Annotated in this window: 12 protein-coding genes and 3 tRNA genes; 1 reads left to right on the top strand and 14 read right to left on the bottom strand. The window is 63.0% G+C overall.

Annotated elements, in window-relative coordinates:
- Positions 1-8: 8 nt before the first annotated feature.
- The 12 genes from C4K40_RS10480 to truA all read right to left on the bottom strand — a co-directional run bounded on the left by C4K40_RS10480 (position 9) and on the right by truA (position 9,401).
- A tRNA-Asp gene (locus C4K40_RS10480) sits at positions 9-85 on the bottom strand.
- Positions 86-183: 98 nt separating this feature from the next.
- Positions 184-260: transfer RNA gene (locus tag C4K40_RS10475), tRNA-Asp, on the bottom strand.
- A 59-nt stretch (positions 261-319) separates the two neighbouring features.
- Positions 320-395 (bottom strand) — tRNA-Val (locus C4K40_RS10470).
- A 157-nt stretch (positions 396-552) separates the two neighbouring features.
- On the bottom strand, positions 553-1,320 hold the full coding sequence (locus tag C4K40_RS10465; protein WP_053138390.1) for an SDR family oxidoreductase: 768 nt from the start codon (positions 1,318-1,320) through the stop codon (positions 553-555).
- A gap of 5 nt (positions 1,321-1,325) precedes the next feature.
- On the bottom strand, positions 1,326-2,537 hold the full coding sequence (locus C4K40_RS10460; protein WP_053138130.1) for an O-succinylhomoserine sulfhydrylase: 1,212 nt from the start codon (positions 2,535-2,537) through the stop codon (positions 1,326-1,328).
- A gap of 36 nt (positions 2,538-2,573) precedes the next feature.
- A complete protein-coding gene (purF, locus tag C4K40_RS10455; protein WP_031321374.1) occupies positions 2,574-4,079 on the bottom strand; it encodes an amidophosphoribosyltransferase in 1,506 nt (501 codons plus the stop codon).
- A gap of 41 nt (positions 4,080-4,120) precedes the next feature.
- Positions 4,121-4,678, bottom strand: coding sequence for a CvpA family protein (locus tag C4K40_RS10450; protein WP_022643449.1), 558 nt, complete (start codon positions 4,676-4,678; stop codon positions 4,121-4,123).
- Between the two features lie 84 nt (positions 4,679-4,762).
- Positions 4,763-5,413, bottom strand: coding sequence for an SPOR domain-containing protein (locus tag C4K40_RS10445; protein WP_031321372.1), 651 nt, complete (start codon positions 5,411-5,413; stop codon positions 4,763-4,765).
- Positions 5,397-6,704, bottom strand: a complete 1,308-nt coding sequence (gene folC / locus C4K40_RS10440; protein WP_053138127.1) for a bifunctional tetrahydrofolate synthase/dihydrofolate synthase — start codon at positions 6,702-6,704, stop codon at positions 5,397-5,399. The genes C4K40_RS10445 and folC overlap by 17 nt, the downstream gene beginning before the upstream one ends.
- Positions 6,701-7,621: an acetyl-CoA carboxylase, carboxyltransferase subunit beta gene (accD, locus tag C4K40_RS10435; protein WP_053138124.1), complete on the bottom strand. Its 921-nt coding sequence runs from the start codon at positions 7,619-7,621 to the stop codon at positions 6,701-6,703. Before accD ends, folC begins: the two co-directional genes overlap by 4 nt.
- A gap of 259 nt (positions 7,622-7,880) precedes the next feature.
- Positions 7,881-8,513, bottom strand: coding sequence for a phosphoribosylanthranilate isomerase (locus tag C4K40_RS10430; protein WP_022643445.1), 633 nt, complete (start codon positions 8,511-8,513; stop codon positions 7,881-7,883).
- A 63-nt stretch (positions 8,514-8,576) separates the two neighbouring features.
- Positions 8,577-9,401 carry a tRNA pseudouridine(38-40) synthase TruA gene (gene truA, locus C4K40_RS10425; RefSeq protein WP_022643444.1) on the bottom strand — a complete coding sequence of 275 codons (825 nt, stop codon included), beginning with the start codon at positions 9,399-9,401 and terminating at the stop codon, positions 8,577-8,579.
- A 196-nt stretch (positions 9,402-9,597) separates the two neighbouring features.
- Here truA and C4K40_RS10420 point away from each other — a divergent pair, with 196 nt between their 5' ends.
- Positions 9,598-10,257, top strand: a complete 660-nt coding sequence (locus tag C4K40_RS10420) for a M24 family metallopeptidase (protein WP_022643443.1) — start codon at positions 9,598-9,600, stop codon at positions 10,255-10,257.
- Positions 10,258-10,324: 67 nt separating this feature from the next.
- Here C4K40_RS10420 and C4K40_RS10415 read toward each other — a convergent pair whose 3' ends face one another.
- A complete protein-coding gene (locus C4K40_RS10415) occupies positions 10,325-12,904 on the bottom strand; it encodes a FimV/HubP family polar landmark protein (protein ID WP_053138878.1) in 2,580 nt (859 codons plus the stop codon).
- Between the two features lie 204 nt (positions 12,905-13,108).
- Positions 13,109-14,119, bottom strand: coding sequence for an aspartate-semialdehyde dehydrogenase (locus tag C4K40_RS10410; protein WP_053138882.1), 1,011 nt, complete (start codon positions 14,117-14,119; stop codon positions 13,109-13,111).
- Positions 14,120-14,237: the final 118 nt, after the last annotated feature.

The following is a 14,237-nucleotide window of genomic DNA, read 5'->3' as shown; positions in this document are numbered from 1 at the left end:
AGCATATATGGCGCAGCGGACGGGACTCGAACCCGCGACCCCCGGCGTGACAGGCCGGTATTCTAACCGACTGAACTACCGCTGCGTATCGCTTGGACTTACATCCAGGTGAAACTTTTAAATCGTCTGATCGAGGCCCTAAGGCTTTCAATCTCAAACCAGGAAAACCTGATCTTGAAAATATGGCGCAGCGGACGGGACTCGAACCCGCGACCCCCGGCGTGACAGGCCGGTATTCTAACCGACTGAACTACCGCTGCGCGTCGGTTGGAGGCTTCCTTGGAAGCTTCCGCCTTTCTTTCGAAAGACACTCAGGAAGTGGTGGGTGATGACGGGATCGAACCGCCGACCCTCTGCTTGTAAGGCAGATGCTCTCCCGGCTGAGCTAATCACCCTTTGCTTCGCTGAGGCCGCGAAATTTACGCACGTATCGAAGCTAAGTCAATAGCAGGATTGAAGTTTTTTTCAAAAGAGCTGTAAACGACACGCTTCAAGCCCCAAGAAAAATCCCCAGCGATTGGCAAGCGCTCCGCTCCTTGCCCGCGAAAGAATTCAATCCTGGTAAATCATCTTCTTGGACATGCCACCGTCCACCACGAACTCCTGGCCGGTGACGAATCCCGAACTGCGTGAAAGCAGCCAGGCCACCATCGCCGCCACATCTTCAACGGTGCCCACCCGACCTGCCGGATGCTGGGCATGGTCGGCATCGGACAAGGGCTCCGCGCGCCGCACGGCCGGGTCACGAGCATCGATCCAGCCCGGGCTTACCGCATTGACGCGAATCTCCGGCCCGAGGCTGATCGCCAGAGCATGGGTCAGGGCCAACAAGCCCCCCTTGCTCGCAGCATAGGCTTCGCTGTCCGGCTCCGATTGGCGGGCACGGGTAGAGGCAAGGTTGACGATCGCACCGCCGTGGGCCCGCAGATAGGGCGCGCAGTGCTTGGCCAGCAGCATCGGCCCGCCAAGATTCACCGCCAACACCCGATTCCAATGGCCCAGGTCGAGGCTTTCCAGGGTCATATTGTGCGGATCGGCCACGGCAGCATTGCAAACCAGGGCATCGAGACGCCCGAACTGCCCCAGCACCTCGGCGACCGCTTCAGCCACCTGCTCCTCATCGGCCACATCCATGGTGATGAACCAGGCGTTGTCGCCCAGCACCTTGGCCACCTTGGAGCCGCGCTCGCGATCTAGGTCGGTGAGGACCACCTGCCAGCCTTCGCTGATCAGCCAGGCGGCGATGCCCAGGCCGATACCCCGTGCCGCGCCGGTAACCAGCGCAACACGACCATTGCCCGCCCCCGGGGGCGTCGACAACTCGATCACAAGGCTGCCAGGCCGCGAGCCAGGTCGGCTTGCAGGTCGGCAACGTCTTCCAGGCCGACCGCAATACGGATCAGGCTGTCGCGAATACCCGCAGCCTCACGCTCCTGCGGCGCCAGGCGCCCGTGGGAGGTGGTGCTTGGATGGGTAATGGTGGTCTTGCTGTCACCCAGGTTGGCGGTGATCGAGACCAGGCGAGTGGCATCGATGAAGCGCCAGGCGCCCTCCTTGCCCCCCTTGACCTCGAAACTCACCACCGCGCCGAAGCCACGTTGCTGGCGCTTGGCCAATTCATGCTGCGGATGACTGGCGAGCCCGGCGTAATGTACCTTCTCGATCCCTTCCTGGCGCTCCAGCCACTCGGCCAGGGCCTGGGCATTGGCACAATGGGCACGCATGCGCAGGCTGAGGGTCTCCAGCCCCTTGAGGAAGACCCAGGCATTGAACGGACTCAGGGTCGGCCCCGCGGTACGCAGGAAACCCACCACTTCTTTCATCTGTTCGCTGCGCCCGGCCACCACACCGCCCATGCAGCGACCCTGGCCATCGATGAACTTGGTGGCCGAATGCACCACCACGTCCGCACCAAGCTTGAGCGGCTGCTGCAACGCCGGGGTGCAGAAGCAGTTGTCCACCACCAGCATCGCCCCCTTGGCATGGGCCACCTCAGCCAGTGCGGCGATATCCACCAGTTCGGCCAGAGGATTGGAGGGCGACTCGACGAACAGCAATCGGGTATTGCTCTTGATCGCCGCATCCCAGCCGGACAGGTCCGCCAGGGGCACGTAGTCGACTTCGACGCCGAAACGCTTGAAGTACTTCTCGAACAGACTGATGGTGGAGCCGAACACGCTGCGCGAAACCAATACGTGGTCACCGGCGCTGCACAGGCTCATGACCACCGAGAGGATCGCTGCCATGCCAGTCGCGGTAGCCACCGCCTGCTCCGCCCCCTCGAGGGCCGCGATGCGCTCCTCGAAAGAACGCACCGTAGGGTTGGTGTAGCGCGAATAGACGTTGCCCGCCACCTCGCCAGCGAAACGCGCGGCCGCATCGGCGGCCGTGCGGAACACATAGCTGGAGGTGAAGAACATCGGATCACCATGCTCGCTCTCCGGCGAACGGTGCTGACCAGCGCGCACCGCCAGGGTATCGAACGCTACGCCTTCAAGGTCGCTATCCAGCCGACCGGCATCCCAATCCTGACTCATGCCGCCTACTCCTAATCTCTTCGTGAATGCTCTGGATCAGTTGTTGTACAGATCGATGATCGCGCTGACCGCCTGGGTCTTGGCCTTGGAGGCATCGTTACGGGCATTCTCGATCTTGTTCAGATAGGCCTCGTCGACATCACCAGTAACGTACTTGCCGTCGAACACTGCGCAGTCGAAGCTTTCGATCTTGATCTTGCCACCACCGACCGCCTCGATCAGGTCCGGCAGGTCCTGGTAGATCAGCCAATCGGCACCGATCAGGTCGGCCACATCCTGGGTGGAACGATTGTGGGCGATCAGCTCGTGGGCGCTCGGCATGTCGATGCCGTACACGTTCGGATAACGCACGGCCGGGGCGGCGGAGCAGAAGTAGACATTCTTCGCACCGGCCTCACGGGCCATCTGGATGATCTGCTTGCAGGTGGTGCCACGCACGATGGAATCGTCCACCAGCATCACGTTCTTGCCGCGGAATTCCAGCTCGATGGCATTGAGCTTCTGGCGTACCGACTTCTTGCGGGCGGCCTGGCCCGGCATGATGAAGGTCCGGCCGATATAGCGGTTCTTCACGAAACCTTCGCGGAACTTCACGCCCAGGTGATTGGCCAGTTCCAGTGCCGCGGTGCGGCTGGTGTCCGGAATCGGGATCACCACGTCGATATCGTGCTCGGGACGCTCGCGCAGGATCTTCTCGGCCAGCTTCTCACCCATGCGCAGGCGCGCCTTGTATACCGAGACGCCATCGATGATCGAATCAGGACGGGCCAGGTATACATGCTCGAAGATGCACGGGGTGAGCTGCGGATTGGTGGCGCACTGGCGGGTGTAGAGCTTGCCTTCCTCAGTGATGTAGACCGCCTCGCCCGGCGCGAGGTCGCGGATCAGGGTGAAGCCCAGCACATCCAGGGACACGCTTTCGGAGGCGATCATGTACTCCACGCCCTCGTCGGTATGGCGCTGGCCGAACACGATCGGACGGATGCCATGGGGATCGCGGAAACCGACGATGCCGTAGCCGGTGATCATCGCCACCACCGCATAACCACCCACACAACGGTTGTGCACGTCGGTCACGGCGGCGAATACATCTTCCTCGGTGGGCTGCAGCTTGCCGCGCTGGGCCAGCTCGTGGGCGAAAACGTTGAGCAGCACTTCGGAATCGGAACTGGTGTTGACGTGACGCAGGTCGGACTCGTAGATCTCCTTGGCCAACTGCTCGACGTTGGTCAGGTTGCCGTTGTGCGCCAAAGTGATGCCGTAAGGCGAGTTGACGTAGAACGGCTGGGCCTCGGCCGAAGTGGAGCTACCGGCGGTCGGGTAACGCACGTGGCCGATGCCCATGTGGCCGACCAGGCGCTGCATGTGGCGCTGCTGGAACACGTCACGGACCAGGCCATTGTCCTTGCGCAGGAACAACCGGCCATCATGACTGGTCACGATACCGGCCGCGTCCTGGCCGCGGTGTTGGAGGACGGTTAGCGCGTCATACAGCGCCTGATTAACGTTCGACTTACCGACGATACCGACGATGCCACACATGCGACGCAACCCCTACTTAATGGAACTGAACTGAGCTCATCTTACTGAGGCGCCTGGGCCGGTAAGAGGTGCTCCTTGAAAGGTATTTCAGCGGGTACGCTGATACCGCTGGCCAGCCACTGACTGCTCCACCCCAATATGAGGTTCTTGGACCAATCTGCAACCAATAGAAATTGTGGCACCAGTCGCGACTGCTGCCACCAGGAATCCTGCTGAACCGGCCCCAGGCTCAGAAGCCCGACCGCCACGACCACCAGCAACGCGCCACGCGCCGCGCCGAAGGCCATGCCGAGGAATCGATCGGTGCCGGACAGGCCGGTGACGCGAATCAATTCGCCGATGAGATAGTTGACCATTGCGCCCACCAGCAAGGTGGCGACAAACATGATTGCGCAGCCCGCGATCACGCGAGCCGAAGGAGTTTCGATATAAGCGCCGAGGTACTCGGACAGTGAGCCACCGAACATCCAGGCGACGACTCCTGCGATGATCCAGGTAAGCAACGACAAGGCTTCTTTGACGAAACCACGGCTCAAGCTGATCAAAGCGGAAATGGCGATTATTGCAACGATCGCCCAGTCAACCAGGGTAAATGGCACAGTGCAGCCTACAGACGGATAAGGCGGCGCATTTTAACAGAGCGCTTGGCTGTCGGTAAGCTGCGATTCACTGTGCCGTACAAATCAACCGCGCTCTGGCTGGAAGCGCACCACGAAGCCCTTGAGGTTCTGCTGGCGGCCCAACAGGTCACGCAGGCGATCCGCTTCGGCACGCTCGATCAGCGGCCCGACGAATACCCGGTTCTTGCCTTCGGCCGAACGGATGTAAGCGTTATAGCCTTGGCTACGCAGGGTCTTTTGCAGGTTTTCCGCGCTTTCCCGGCTCGACAGGCTGGCCAGTTGCACCGACCAGCTGACGGACAAGCCATTGGCATCGACACGGCTCTGGCTGGTATCGGGCTTGGCGCTCACCACCGGCTGCGCTGGCGCCGGCACTGGCGCGGGCTTGGGCGTCGGGGCCGGCTTGTTGACCACTACCGGAGCCGGAGTCGCTGGCACACTGGGGGCGATCGGCGCCGCAGGGGCAGCCTGCTGCACCACCGGATCATCGGCAGGCACGGAACCTTGCGGCAATGGCTGCGGCTCCGGGACCACCACCGGCTCGACCTGGACCTGGGGCAACGCCGATGGCTGCGGCGCAGCAGGCGCCTCGACCACCACGTGGCGCTGCTCGTCTTCTCGCGAGAACAGCATCGGCAAGAAGATCACTGCCAGTGCCACCAGCACCAACGCCCCGACCATCCGCTGCTTGTAGACGTTATCCAGCATAGCCATGTGCAGCTTCCTCCGTGGCGCGCCGGGCAAGCCACTCAAGGGCCTCGGCAACACAATAAAAAGACCCGAACAGCAGTATTTCGTCATCGGCGGTGGCCTGCGCGCATTGCGCCTCCAGCGCCGCCGCCACGCTGGCATAAGACGCCACGGGAGCGCCAAGGTTCTCCAGCGCCGCCTGCAGCTCCTCGGCCGGACGCGCCCGGGGCGAGTCCAGTGGAGCTACGGCCCAGTGCTGGATCGACGCCTGCAGGCAGGCCACCACGCCCGCCAGGTCCTTGTCGGCCAACAGTCCGAACACCGCCAGGCGCCGGCCAGCCACCGGCCGGCGCGCCAGGCGCTCGGCCAGGTACTGCGCCGCATGGGGGTTGTGCCCGACATCCAGCAACAGGTTGAGGGATTTGCCCTGCCAGTTGATCCGGCGACGATCCAGGCGCCCGGTCACCCGGGTCTGCTGCAACGCGCTGGCGATCCGCTCAGGCTGCCAGCGCAACCCGGTCAGCAGATAGGCCTGCAGCGCCAGTGCCGCGTTTTCCATGGGCAGGTCGAGTAGCGGCAGGTCACGCAATTGCACCGGATTGCCCTGGTTATCCAGGCCACGCCATTGCCAATGGGTATCGGTGATTCCCAGATCGAAATCCCGGCCACGGAGGAAAAACGCACAACCCAGCTCTCGCGCCTTGTCCAGCAAAGGCTGCGGCGGCTCGAGGTCGCCGCACAACGCCGGGGCGCCAGGACGGAAGATCCCGGCCTTCTCAAAGGCCACGGACTCGCGGGAGTCCCCGAGATACTCCACATGATCGACACCGATGCTGGTCACCAGGGCGATATCGGCATCCACCAGGTTGACCGCATCCAGGCGCCCTCCCAGGCCCACCTCAAGCACCACGGCATCCAGGGCCGCGCGCTGGAACAGCCAGAACGCCGCCAGGGTGCCCATTTCGAAATAGGTCAGGGAGACATCGCCACGCCCGGCCTCCACCGCAGCGAAGGCCTCGCACAGCTGCTGGTCCGTGGCCTCGATGCCATTGACCTGCACCCGCTCGTTGTAGCGCAACAGGTGCGGCGAACTGTAGACCCCGACCTGCAGGCCCTGGGCCCGCAGCAGGGAAGCGATGAAGGCACAGGTGGAGCCCTTGCCGTTGGTACCGGTAACGGTTATCACCCGGGGCGCCGGCTTGCCCAGCCCCATCCGGGACACTACCTGCTGCGAGCGCTCCAGCCCCATGTCGATGGCCGAAGGATGCAACTGCTCGAGGTAGGCGAGCCACTCGCCCAGGGTACGTTGGGTCATAGGCTTGCAGGAGCCGGGGGAACCACGATCGGCTCGACCGGTGCAGCCACGAACTCCGGCGTCGGCAGCCCCATCAGCTGGGCCAGCAGGTTGCCCAGGCGTGGACGCAGCTCCTGACGAGAAATGATCATGTCGATCGCACCGTGCTCCAGCAGGAACTCGCTGCGCTGGAAGCCTTCAGGCAGCTTCTCGCGCACGGTCTGCTCGATCACTCGAGGGCCGGCGAAACCTACCAGCGCCTTGGGTTCACCGACGATTACATCACCCAGCATCGCCAAGCTGGCGGATACGCCGCCGTAGACAGGGTCGGTCAGCACGGAAATGAACGGCAGGCCTTCTTCACGCAAGCGCGCCAGCACCGCGGAGGTCTTGGCCATCTGCATCAGGGAGATCAGCGCCTCCTGCATCCGCGCACCACCGGAGGCGGAGAAGCAGACCATCGGGCAGCGGTTTTCCAGGGCGTAGTTGGCCGCACGCACGAAACGCTCGCCGACGATGGCCCCCATGGAACCGCCCATGAAGGAGAATTCGAAAGCCGAAACCACCACTGGCATACCCAGCAGCGTACCGCTCATGGAAACCAGCGCGTCTTTCTCGCCGGTCTGCTTCTGGGCTGCGCTCAGGCGGTCCTTGTACTTCTTGCCGTCGCGGAATTTCAGGCGGTCCACTGGCTCCAGGTCGGCACCCAGTTCGGTGCGGCCTTCAGCATCAAGGAAGATATCGATGCGGGCACGTGCGCCGATCCGCATGTGGTGGTTGCACTTGGGGCAAACATCCAGGGTCTTTTCCAGCTCCGGACGATAGAGCACGGCCTCGCAGGACGGGCACTTGTGCCAAAGACCTTCGGGCACCGAGCTCTTCTTCACCTCGGAACGCATGATCGAAGGGATCAGTTTGTCTACTAACCAGTTGCTCATGCTTTCTTTCTCCAGTACCGGCGGCCCGAACGCTGTGGTTCGCGACCCCGCGTATGCCCTTGAGCCAAATTCATGTATGCGGCGATGATCGGCTCGCTACCGCGGTCAGCACTTGGCTCGACCTGCCCGCAGCGAACCCCTCCTGCGCCATCCCGACAACCCGCGATAGAGCGGTTGCCACTCGATTACGACTCCGCCTCACGGCGGCGCCTGCCTGTTTTGTACAGTGGTCTTATGGACGGCGGCAGACTGCCAGCCGTCACATCGACTCACTGCTGCGACGTACAGCCTGCATAAACGCCTGGATTCTCGCTGGATCCTTGATGCCCTTGCTCTGCTCCACCCCGCCGCTGACATCCACCGCATAAGGACGCACCTGGGCAATGGCCAGGGCGACGTTATCGGCCGACAGGCCACCGGCGAGGATGATCGGCTTGCTCAGCCCCTGCGGAACCAGGGACCAGTCGAAGGCCTCTCCGGTTCCCCCGGGCACGCCTTCGACATAGGTATCCAGGAGAATCCCGCTGGCCCCAGGATAGGCCTGGCAGGCCGCAGCGATGTCATCACCCGCCTTGACCCGTAGCGCCTTGATATAGGGGCGATGGTAGCCCTCGCAGGCAGCAGCCGATTCATCGCCATGGAACTGCAAGAGATCCAGCGGCACGGCGTCGAGGATTTCCCCCAGCTCGCAGCGGCTGGCATTGACGAACAACCCGACCGTGGTCACGAACGGCGGCAGGGCGGCGATGATTGCCCGCGCCTGCTGCACACTCACCGCCCGCGGGCTCTTGGCGTAGAACACCAGGCCAATGGCATCGGCCCCCGCCTCCACCGCCGCCAGCGCGTCTTCTATGCGGGTAATCCCACAAATCTTGCTGCGAACGGCCGACATATCGTGTGAACCCCTGGGGTAAATCCGGAAAGTCCCGGATGGTAGCAAATGCTTTTCCGGGCGTCAGCCGCCAAATTCCGGGAATCCGGTGAGGAAATGCGGCCCGATGTAGCGCTCGGGCAACTGGAACTCATCCCGGTATTCGACCTGTACCAGATACAGCCCGAAAGGATGGGCGGTAACGCCGCCAGCTCGGCGCACCCGGCTTTCCAGGACCTCCCTGGCCCACTCCACCGGGCGTTCGCCGGCCCCAATGGTCATCAATACCCCAGCGATATTGCGCACCATGTGATGCAGGAACGCGCTGGCGCGAATATCCAGGACGATCATCTTGCCGCAGCGGATGACCTGCAGGTGATGGATCTCCTTGACCGGCGACTTCGCCTGGCATTGCCCGGCCCGGAAAGCACTGAAGTCGTGAGTGCCCACCAGGTAGGCAGCAGCCTCGGCCATCCGCTCGGTGTCCAGTGGCCGATGATTCCAGGTGATTTCTTCGTTGAGGTGGGCCGGGCGGATCTGGTCGTTGTAGATGACGTAGCGATAGCGCCGGGCGATCGCCTTGAAACGTGCATGGAAATGCGCCGGCATCTCCCGAGCCCAGCTGACGCTGATGTCATGGGGCAAGTTGATATTGGCCCCCATGACCCAGGCCTTCATCGGGCGCACGACCTGGGTGTCGAAGTGCACCACCTGGCCGCTGGCATGCACCCCGGCATCGGTACGCCCGGCGCAAGTCAGGGTTATCGGGGAGTCCGCGACCCTGGACAGGGCCTTCTCCAGAGTCTCCTGGACACTGGGGACGCCGGACGACTGGCGCTGCCAGCCGTGATAGCGCGAGCCTTTGTATTCGACGCCCAGGGCGATCCGGGAAAAGCCTGCGGCCGCCATTTCGGCGGCCGCGTTATCTATATTTGCCAAGAACTTACAGCCTGCTGATATGCGCAAAGGCGCCCATTATAAGGCCAGAGCAAGCGGACGCCATGCGCCACGGGGGTTTAGTTGCAGATTGCAGCGATCATCTATCAAGCGTTATATATAAAGCTATATAGCGAATGATAACAAAAACCTGATCGGGACCTGATGAATGAACGCAGTCAACAAAGAGGCCGTCGGCCTGGCCTATAGCCTGGAAGGCATGCTCCACGCCAAGCGCATGACCTGGGAGGCCGTGGTCGAGATGGCCCGCCGGATCGAGCCGGGCATGCTGGAGTCCGCAGCCAGGGAAATGGGCCTTGAGGTATTGCAGGAACTGGGCATGGAGCGGATCTGGCATCCGCTGCTGATCCGCTTTGGCAGCAATACCCTCAAGACCTTCAAGCAACGCTCCGAGGGCGACCCGCGGCTGGGAGAAAACGATCTGTTCTTCATTGACCTGGGAGTGGTCTGGGATCGCCATGAGGGCGACTGTGGAGCAACCTTCGTCGTCGGTGACGACGCCGAAATGCATGCCTGCGCCGCTGCCGCCAAAAGCCTGTTCGACCTGGTGTACGAGCACTGGAAAACCCACCGGGTGGCCGGCCCCGAACTGTATCGATATGCCGAGGAACAGGCCCATGCCATGGGCTGGCTGCTGAACCTGGACATCAAGGGGCATCGCGTCAGCGACTTCCCCCACGCCATCTACCGTGCCGGCGACCTGGGGGATTTCGCCGCCTGCCCGCAGGTCGGCCTGTGGATCCTGGAAATCCAGATCGCCCACCCTACCCGCCCTTTCGGCGCGTTCTACGAGGACCTGCTGGCCTGAGTCCCGCGCAGCACCAACAAAAACGGCAGCCTCATGGGCTGCCGTTGCACTCAAGCTTCAGGTCGAATCAAGCCAGCCGTGCGAGCATTTCCTGCGCCTCGCTCTTCTGCCCTTCGTTACCTTCGCTCAGCACTTCACCAAGAATATCCCGGGCTCCGTCGTTGTCGCCCATGTCGATGTAGGCCTGGGCCAGATCGAGCTTGGTCGCCACTTCATCGCTACCGGCGAGGAAGTCGAACTCAGTGTCCTCAGGTGCCGCCGCGGCATCCTCGGCAGTGAAGGTCGGGCTCCCCGCTTCCGGCTGATCGAGAGTCTGGGCGAGTCGCTCGAGCTCGGCATTGACGTCGTCCAGCTCGGAACTGAAGGCATCCTTGGGTTCGTCCGCGGTCATCTCATCTGCCAGGGACAAGTCAAAATCCGCCGACAGGTCAAGGTCATCCAGGGCCGACTCGGTCACTGTAGGCACTTCGCCAGCCGGAAGGTCCTTGAGATCGTCCTCCAGGCTCAGCAGGAAATCGTCATCGCTCTGGGTGGCCGCAGGCAGATCCGTGCCCAGGTCGAGATCGAAATCTCCCAGGTCGTCCAGGTTCTCCTCGGGTGCGATCTGCTGCTCGAGCACCGAACCGAAGCTCAGGTCGTCATCGAGCGGAAAATCCTCCAGCTCGACTTCAGGCTCGGGCGTGGGCTCTGGCGCCACCACCGCTGCCGGCGAAGCGGCCTCCAGGTCATCCAGGCTCAGGTCGAAATCTTCATCCAGGCCTTCCACCGGGGCTTTTGGCTCAACTGCCGGCGGCTCATCCTGGAGCAATTCCTTGACGTACTCGGCATCCAGTTCCGCCGCTGCGGCTGCGGTAGCCAGGCCTGCCGCGGCCGCCACTGCGACCATGGCCGGATAACGGCTCTTGAGCTGCTCGACCTGCGCATGGTTATCGCCATTGGCCACCAGCTGGCGCTCTTCGGCGACGAAGGCGCTGCGATCGCCCTGGCGGGCATAGACTTCCATCAGCTTCAGGCGCAGCTCACTGCGCTGCGGCTCCATCTTGACCGCTTCTTCGAGAATCGCCGCTGCCTGGTTCAGGCGGCCGCCGTCGATATGGTTCTGCGCCTGGCCCAGGACATCGGTCGCCCGTTCCTGCGGCGCGGCTGGCGCCACGATCGGCTCCGCTACCGGAGCTGGAGCTGGAGCTGGAGCCAGCTTGACGCTCGGCGGCGGCACCTCAAGACCTTCGAAGCTGCTTTCCGGCAGATCCATCTCTTCGGAAAAATTGTTCTCCTCGGACAATGCCCGGGCCATGCGCAGGTGCTTCTCCGCCTCCTGCTGGGCCTTGCGGCGACGCGCCAGCAACAGCAGCAACAGCAACAGGGCCGCCACCACGCTACCGGCGATAAGGCCCAAGAGGATCGGATTGGTCAACAGATCGCCGTACTTGTCTTCGTCGGCCTTGGCCGCCTGCGCCTCAGGTGCAGCTGCGGGCTCGCTGGCTGGCGCCACTGGAGCCACCGGGGCCGGAGCCTCGGGCTTGCTCACCAGTTCCGCCGGCATGGCTGGCGCCGGCTGCGCTGCAGGCGCCGCCGGAGCCGCACCCTCGGCCTGCAACTTGGCCAACTGGTTGTTCTTCAACTCGATCAAGCGCTGCAGCTTGTCCAGCTGGCTCTGCAGATCCGCCATGCGATCTTTCAACTCGGCATTGTCGCGCCGAGTCGAATCCAGGCTTTCCTGGGTGACCGCCAGCTTGTTGCTCAGCGCCTTGCTGTCGCCTGCGGCGCCCTTGCCGCGGGTCTTGCCACTCTCGGCGGAGACCAGACTCAGGTTGTCCCGGGTATTGGCCTGCTTGGGCGCCTTGTCGGCACCCGCACGGCGGGTCGCGTCCACTTGTTGCTGGCCACGGGCTCCGCCACGCCGCCCCTGGCGCCAAGCAGCATTTTGCGCGGCCACTTCGGCGATCGCCTTGGGCTGCGGCAACGCGGTGCTCTGGACCACATCCGGCAGGCGCAACACCTTGCCGGTTTTCAAGCGGTTGATATTGCCGTCGATGAATGCATCCGGGTTCAGCGCCTGGATCGCCAGCATGGTCTGCTGGATCGACGCACCATTACGGTTCCTGGCCGCGATTTCCCAGAGGGTGTCACGGGCCGAGGTGGTGTATTGCTCGGGCTTGCTGATCTTGCTGGCCGACGTGACCGGAGCATTCACCGCAGGACCGGAAACCGGTGCGCCCTGGGCAGCTTGCGCGGCCTCGGGAGAGAACTTGGAAGGGTCCAGCAGGACGCTGTAGTCGCGCAACAGGCGACCGTTGGGCCACATCACCTGCACCAGGAACTTGACCATCGGCTCGGACAGCGGGCGGCTGGACGTTACCCGCAGCACACTCTTGCCGCCGGGATTGAGAACAGGGGTAAAGCTCAGGTCGTTGAGAAAGGCCTGGCGATCGACGCCGGCCTTGGCGAACTCATCTGCCGGGGCCAGGCTTGGCACCACTTCGGCGGCAGTGAGGTCCTTTACATCGAGCAATTCGATTTCTGCTACCAGAGGCTGGTTCAGACTCGACTTCAGGGTCAGCTCCCCAAGCCCAAGCGCCTGCGCCATACCGGAGGACAGCGCCGAGGCGGCCGCTATTGCTAACACCAGTTTGCGAACTTGAACCATAGCCTCATCCTTTGTTTGAACTTTCCTCGGCTAGCGAGAAGGTTTTGTAGCGGCTGCCATAAGGCATTGCGCGGGGCCAGGATGGCCACGACGCGCGATTAATTCTTGCATGCCCCGGGAGCACCTGACGGCCACTCACCTCCAGCAACTTGCCAAGCATAGCGCCCAGCTAGATTCATTCTGCAAATTGTTGCCAAGTATCTTTTACAGCAGGTCTTTTATCAACAATTCAGCCAGCTGCACCGCGTTCAACGCCGCGCCTTTGCGGACGTTGTCCGAGGTCAGCCACAGGTTGAGCTCCGCCGGATCGTCGACCCCGCTGCGAACCCGGCCAACGTAGACCACATCCTGGCCCACGGCGTCACCGACGGCCGTCGGATAGTCGCCAACGTCCACCAGCTCCAGGCCAGGCGCCGCTTCCAGCGCGGCATTCACCGCCGCAAGGTCGATATCGGCAGCCGACTGCAGAGTCACGCTATAGCTATCGCCAAAAAACACCGGCGCTTGAATGCATGTGACAGAAATCTTCAGCAAAGGTAGCCCCAGCACCTCGCGCAGCTCCCTGACCAGGCGTTTTTCCAGCAGGGTATGGCCCTGGGCATCCGGCGTGCCGACCTGGGCCAGCAGGTTGAAGGCCATCTGCCGGTCGAAGAAACGCGGTTCCAGGGGACGTGCATTCAACAGTTCGGCGGTCTGCCGGGCCAGTTCGCTGACCGCCTCGCGGCCCTGGCTGGAAACCGCCAGGCTGGCGCTCAGGCCCACCCGCTGGATGTCCAGCAGATCCTGCAATGGCGCCAGCGCGACCGCCAGCGCCGTGGCCGAGGCACTGGGACTGCTCAGTTGCACCGGTTTACCCAGGCCGGCCAGCACCTTGGCATTGACTTCGGGCACCACGCTGGGGGCCTGCGCCGAGGGCAAGGCCCCGGAAAGATCGATCACCGCGCAATTGGCCGCCGTCGCCCGCGGCGCAAAACTCAGGGTCACGGCCGGACCTGCGGCGAAGAACGCCAGCTGGGCCTTGCCGAAGTCGAACTCGTCGACCTCGCGTACACGCAGGTTCTTGCCGCGAAACGGCACCGAATGTCCTGCCGACTCGCTGCTGGCCAGCAAGTAGAGGTTGCCGACCGGAAAATCACGCTCTTCGAGAATCTGCACCAGGGTTTCGCCGACGGTACCGGTGGCACCGATCACGGCAATATCAAAGGACGGAGTCATGGTGCTACCTCAGGCAAAACGGGGGGAGCGGCACTTTACCCGGCACGCGGGGACGAGGCAATTCGCCGGAGCGACCACAACTTGCGGCCCATGAAAAAACCCGCGCCCTTTGAGGGAA

It is taken from the genome of Pseudomonas sp. CMR5c (genome assembly GCF_003850545.1).
GTDB lineage: Bacteria > Pseudomonadota > Gammaproteobacteria > Pseudomonadales > Pseudomonadaceae > Aquipseudomonas > Aquipseudomonas piscis.
The sequence above is the reverse complement of the archived record's forward strand: the minus strand, read 5'-3'. Positions and strand labels throughout refer to the sequence as shown.

What these genes read in the sequence shown, in the direction of transcription:
- C4K40_RS10460 (WP_053138130.1), bottom strand. Translation starts at nt 2,537, where the DNA reads ATGAGTCAGGATTGGGATGCCGGTCGGCTGGATAGCGACCTTGAAGGC.
- C4K40_RS10415 (WP_053138878.1), bottom strand. Translation starts at nt 12,904, where the DNA reads ATGGTTCAAGTTCGCAAACTGGTGTTAGCAATAGCGGCCGCCTCGGCG.
- C4K40_RS10445 (WP_031321372.1), bottom strand. Translation starts at nt 5,413, where the DNA reads ATGGCTATGCTGGATAACGTCTACAAGCAGCGGATGGTCGGGGCGTTG.
- purF (WP_031321374.1), bottom strand. Translation starts at nt 4,079, where the DNA reads ATGTGTGGCATCGTCGGTATCGTCGGTAAGTCGAACGTTAATCAGGCG.
- folC (WP_053138127.1), bottom strand. Translation starts at nt 6,704, where the DNA reads ATGACCCAACGTACCCTGGGCGAGTGGCTCGCCTACCTCGAGCAGTTG.
- accD (WP_053138124.1), bottom strand. Translation starts at nt 7,621, where the DNA reads ATGAGCAACTGGTTAGTAGACAAACTGATCCCTTCGATCATGCGTTCC.
- C4K40_RS10430 (WP_022643445.1), bottom strand. Translation starts at nt 8,513, where the DNA reads ATGTCGGCCGTTCGCAGCAAGATTTGTGGGATTACCCGCATAGAAGAC.
- truA (WP_022643444.1), bottom strand. Translation starts at nt 9,401, where the DNA reads ATGGCGGCCGCAGGCTTTTCCCGGATCGCCCTGGGCGTCGAATACAAA.
- C4K40_RS10420 (WP_022643443.1), top strand. Translation starts at nt 9,598, where the DNA reads ATGAACGCAGTCAACAAAGAGGCCGTCGGCCTGGCCTATAGCCTGGAA.
- C4K40_RS10410 (WP_053138882.1), bottom strand. Translation starts at nt 14,119, where the DNA reads ATGACTCCGTCCTTTGATATTGCCGTGATCGGTGCCACCGGTACCGTC.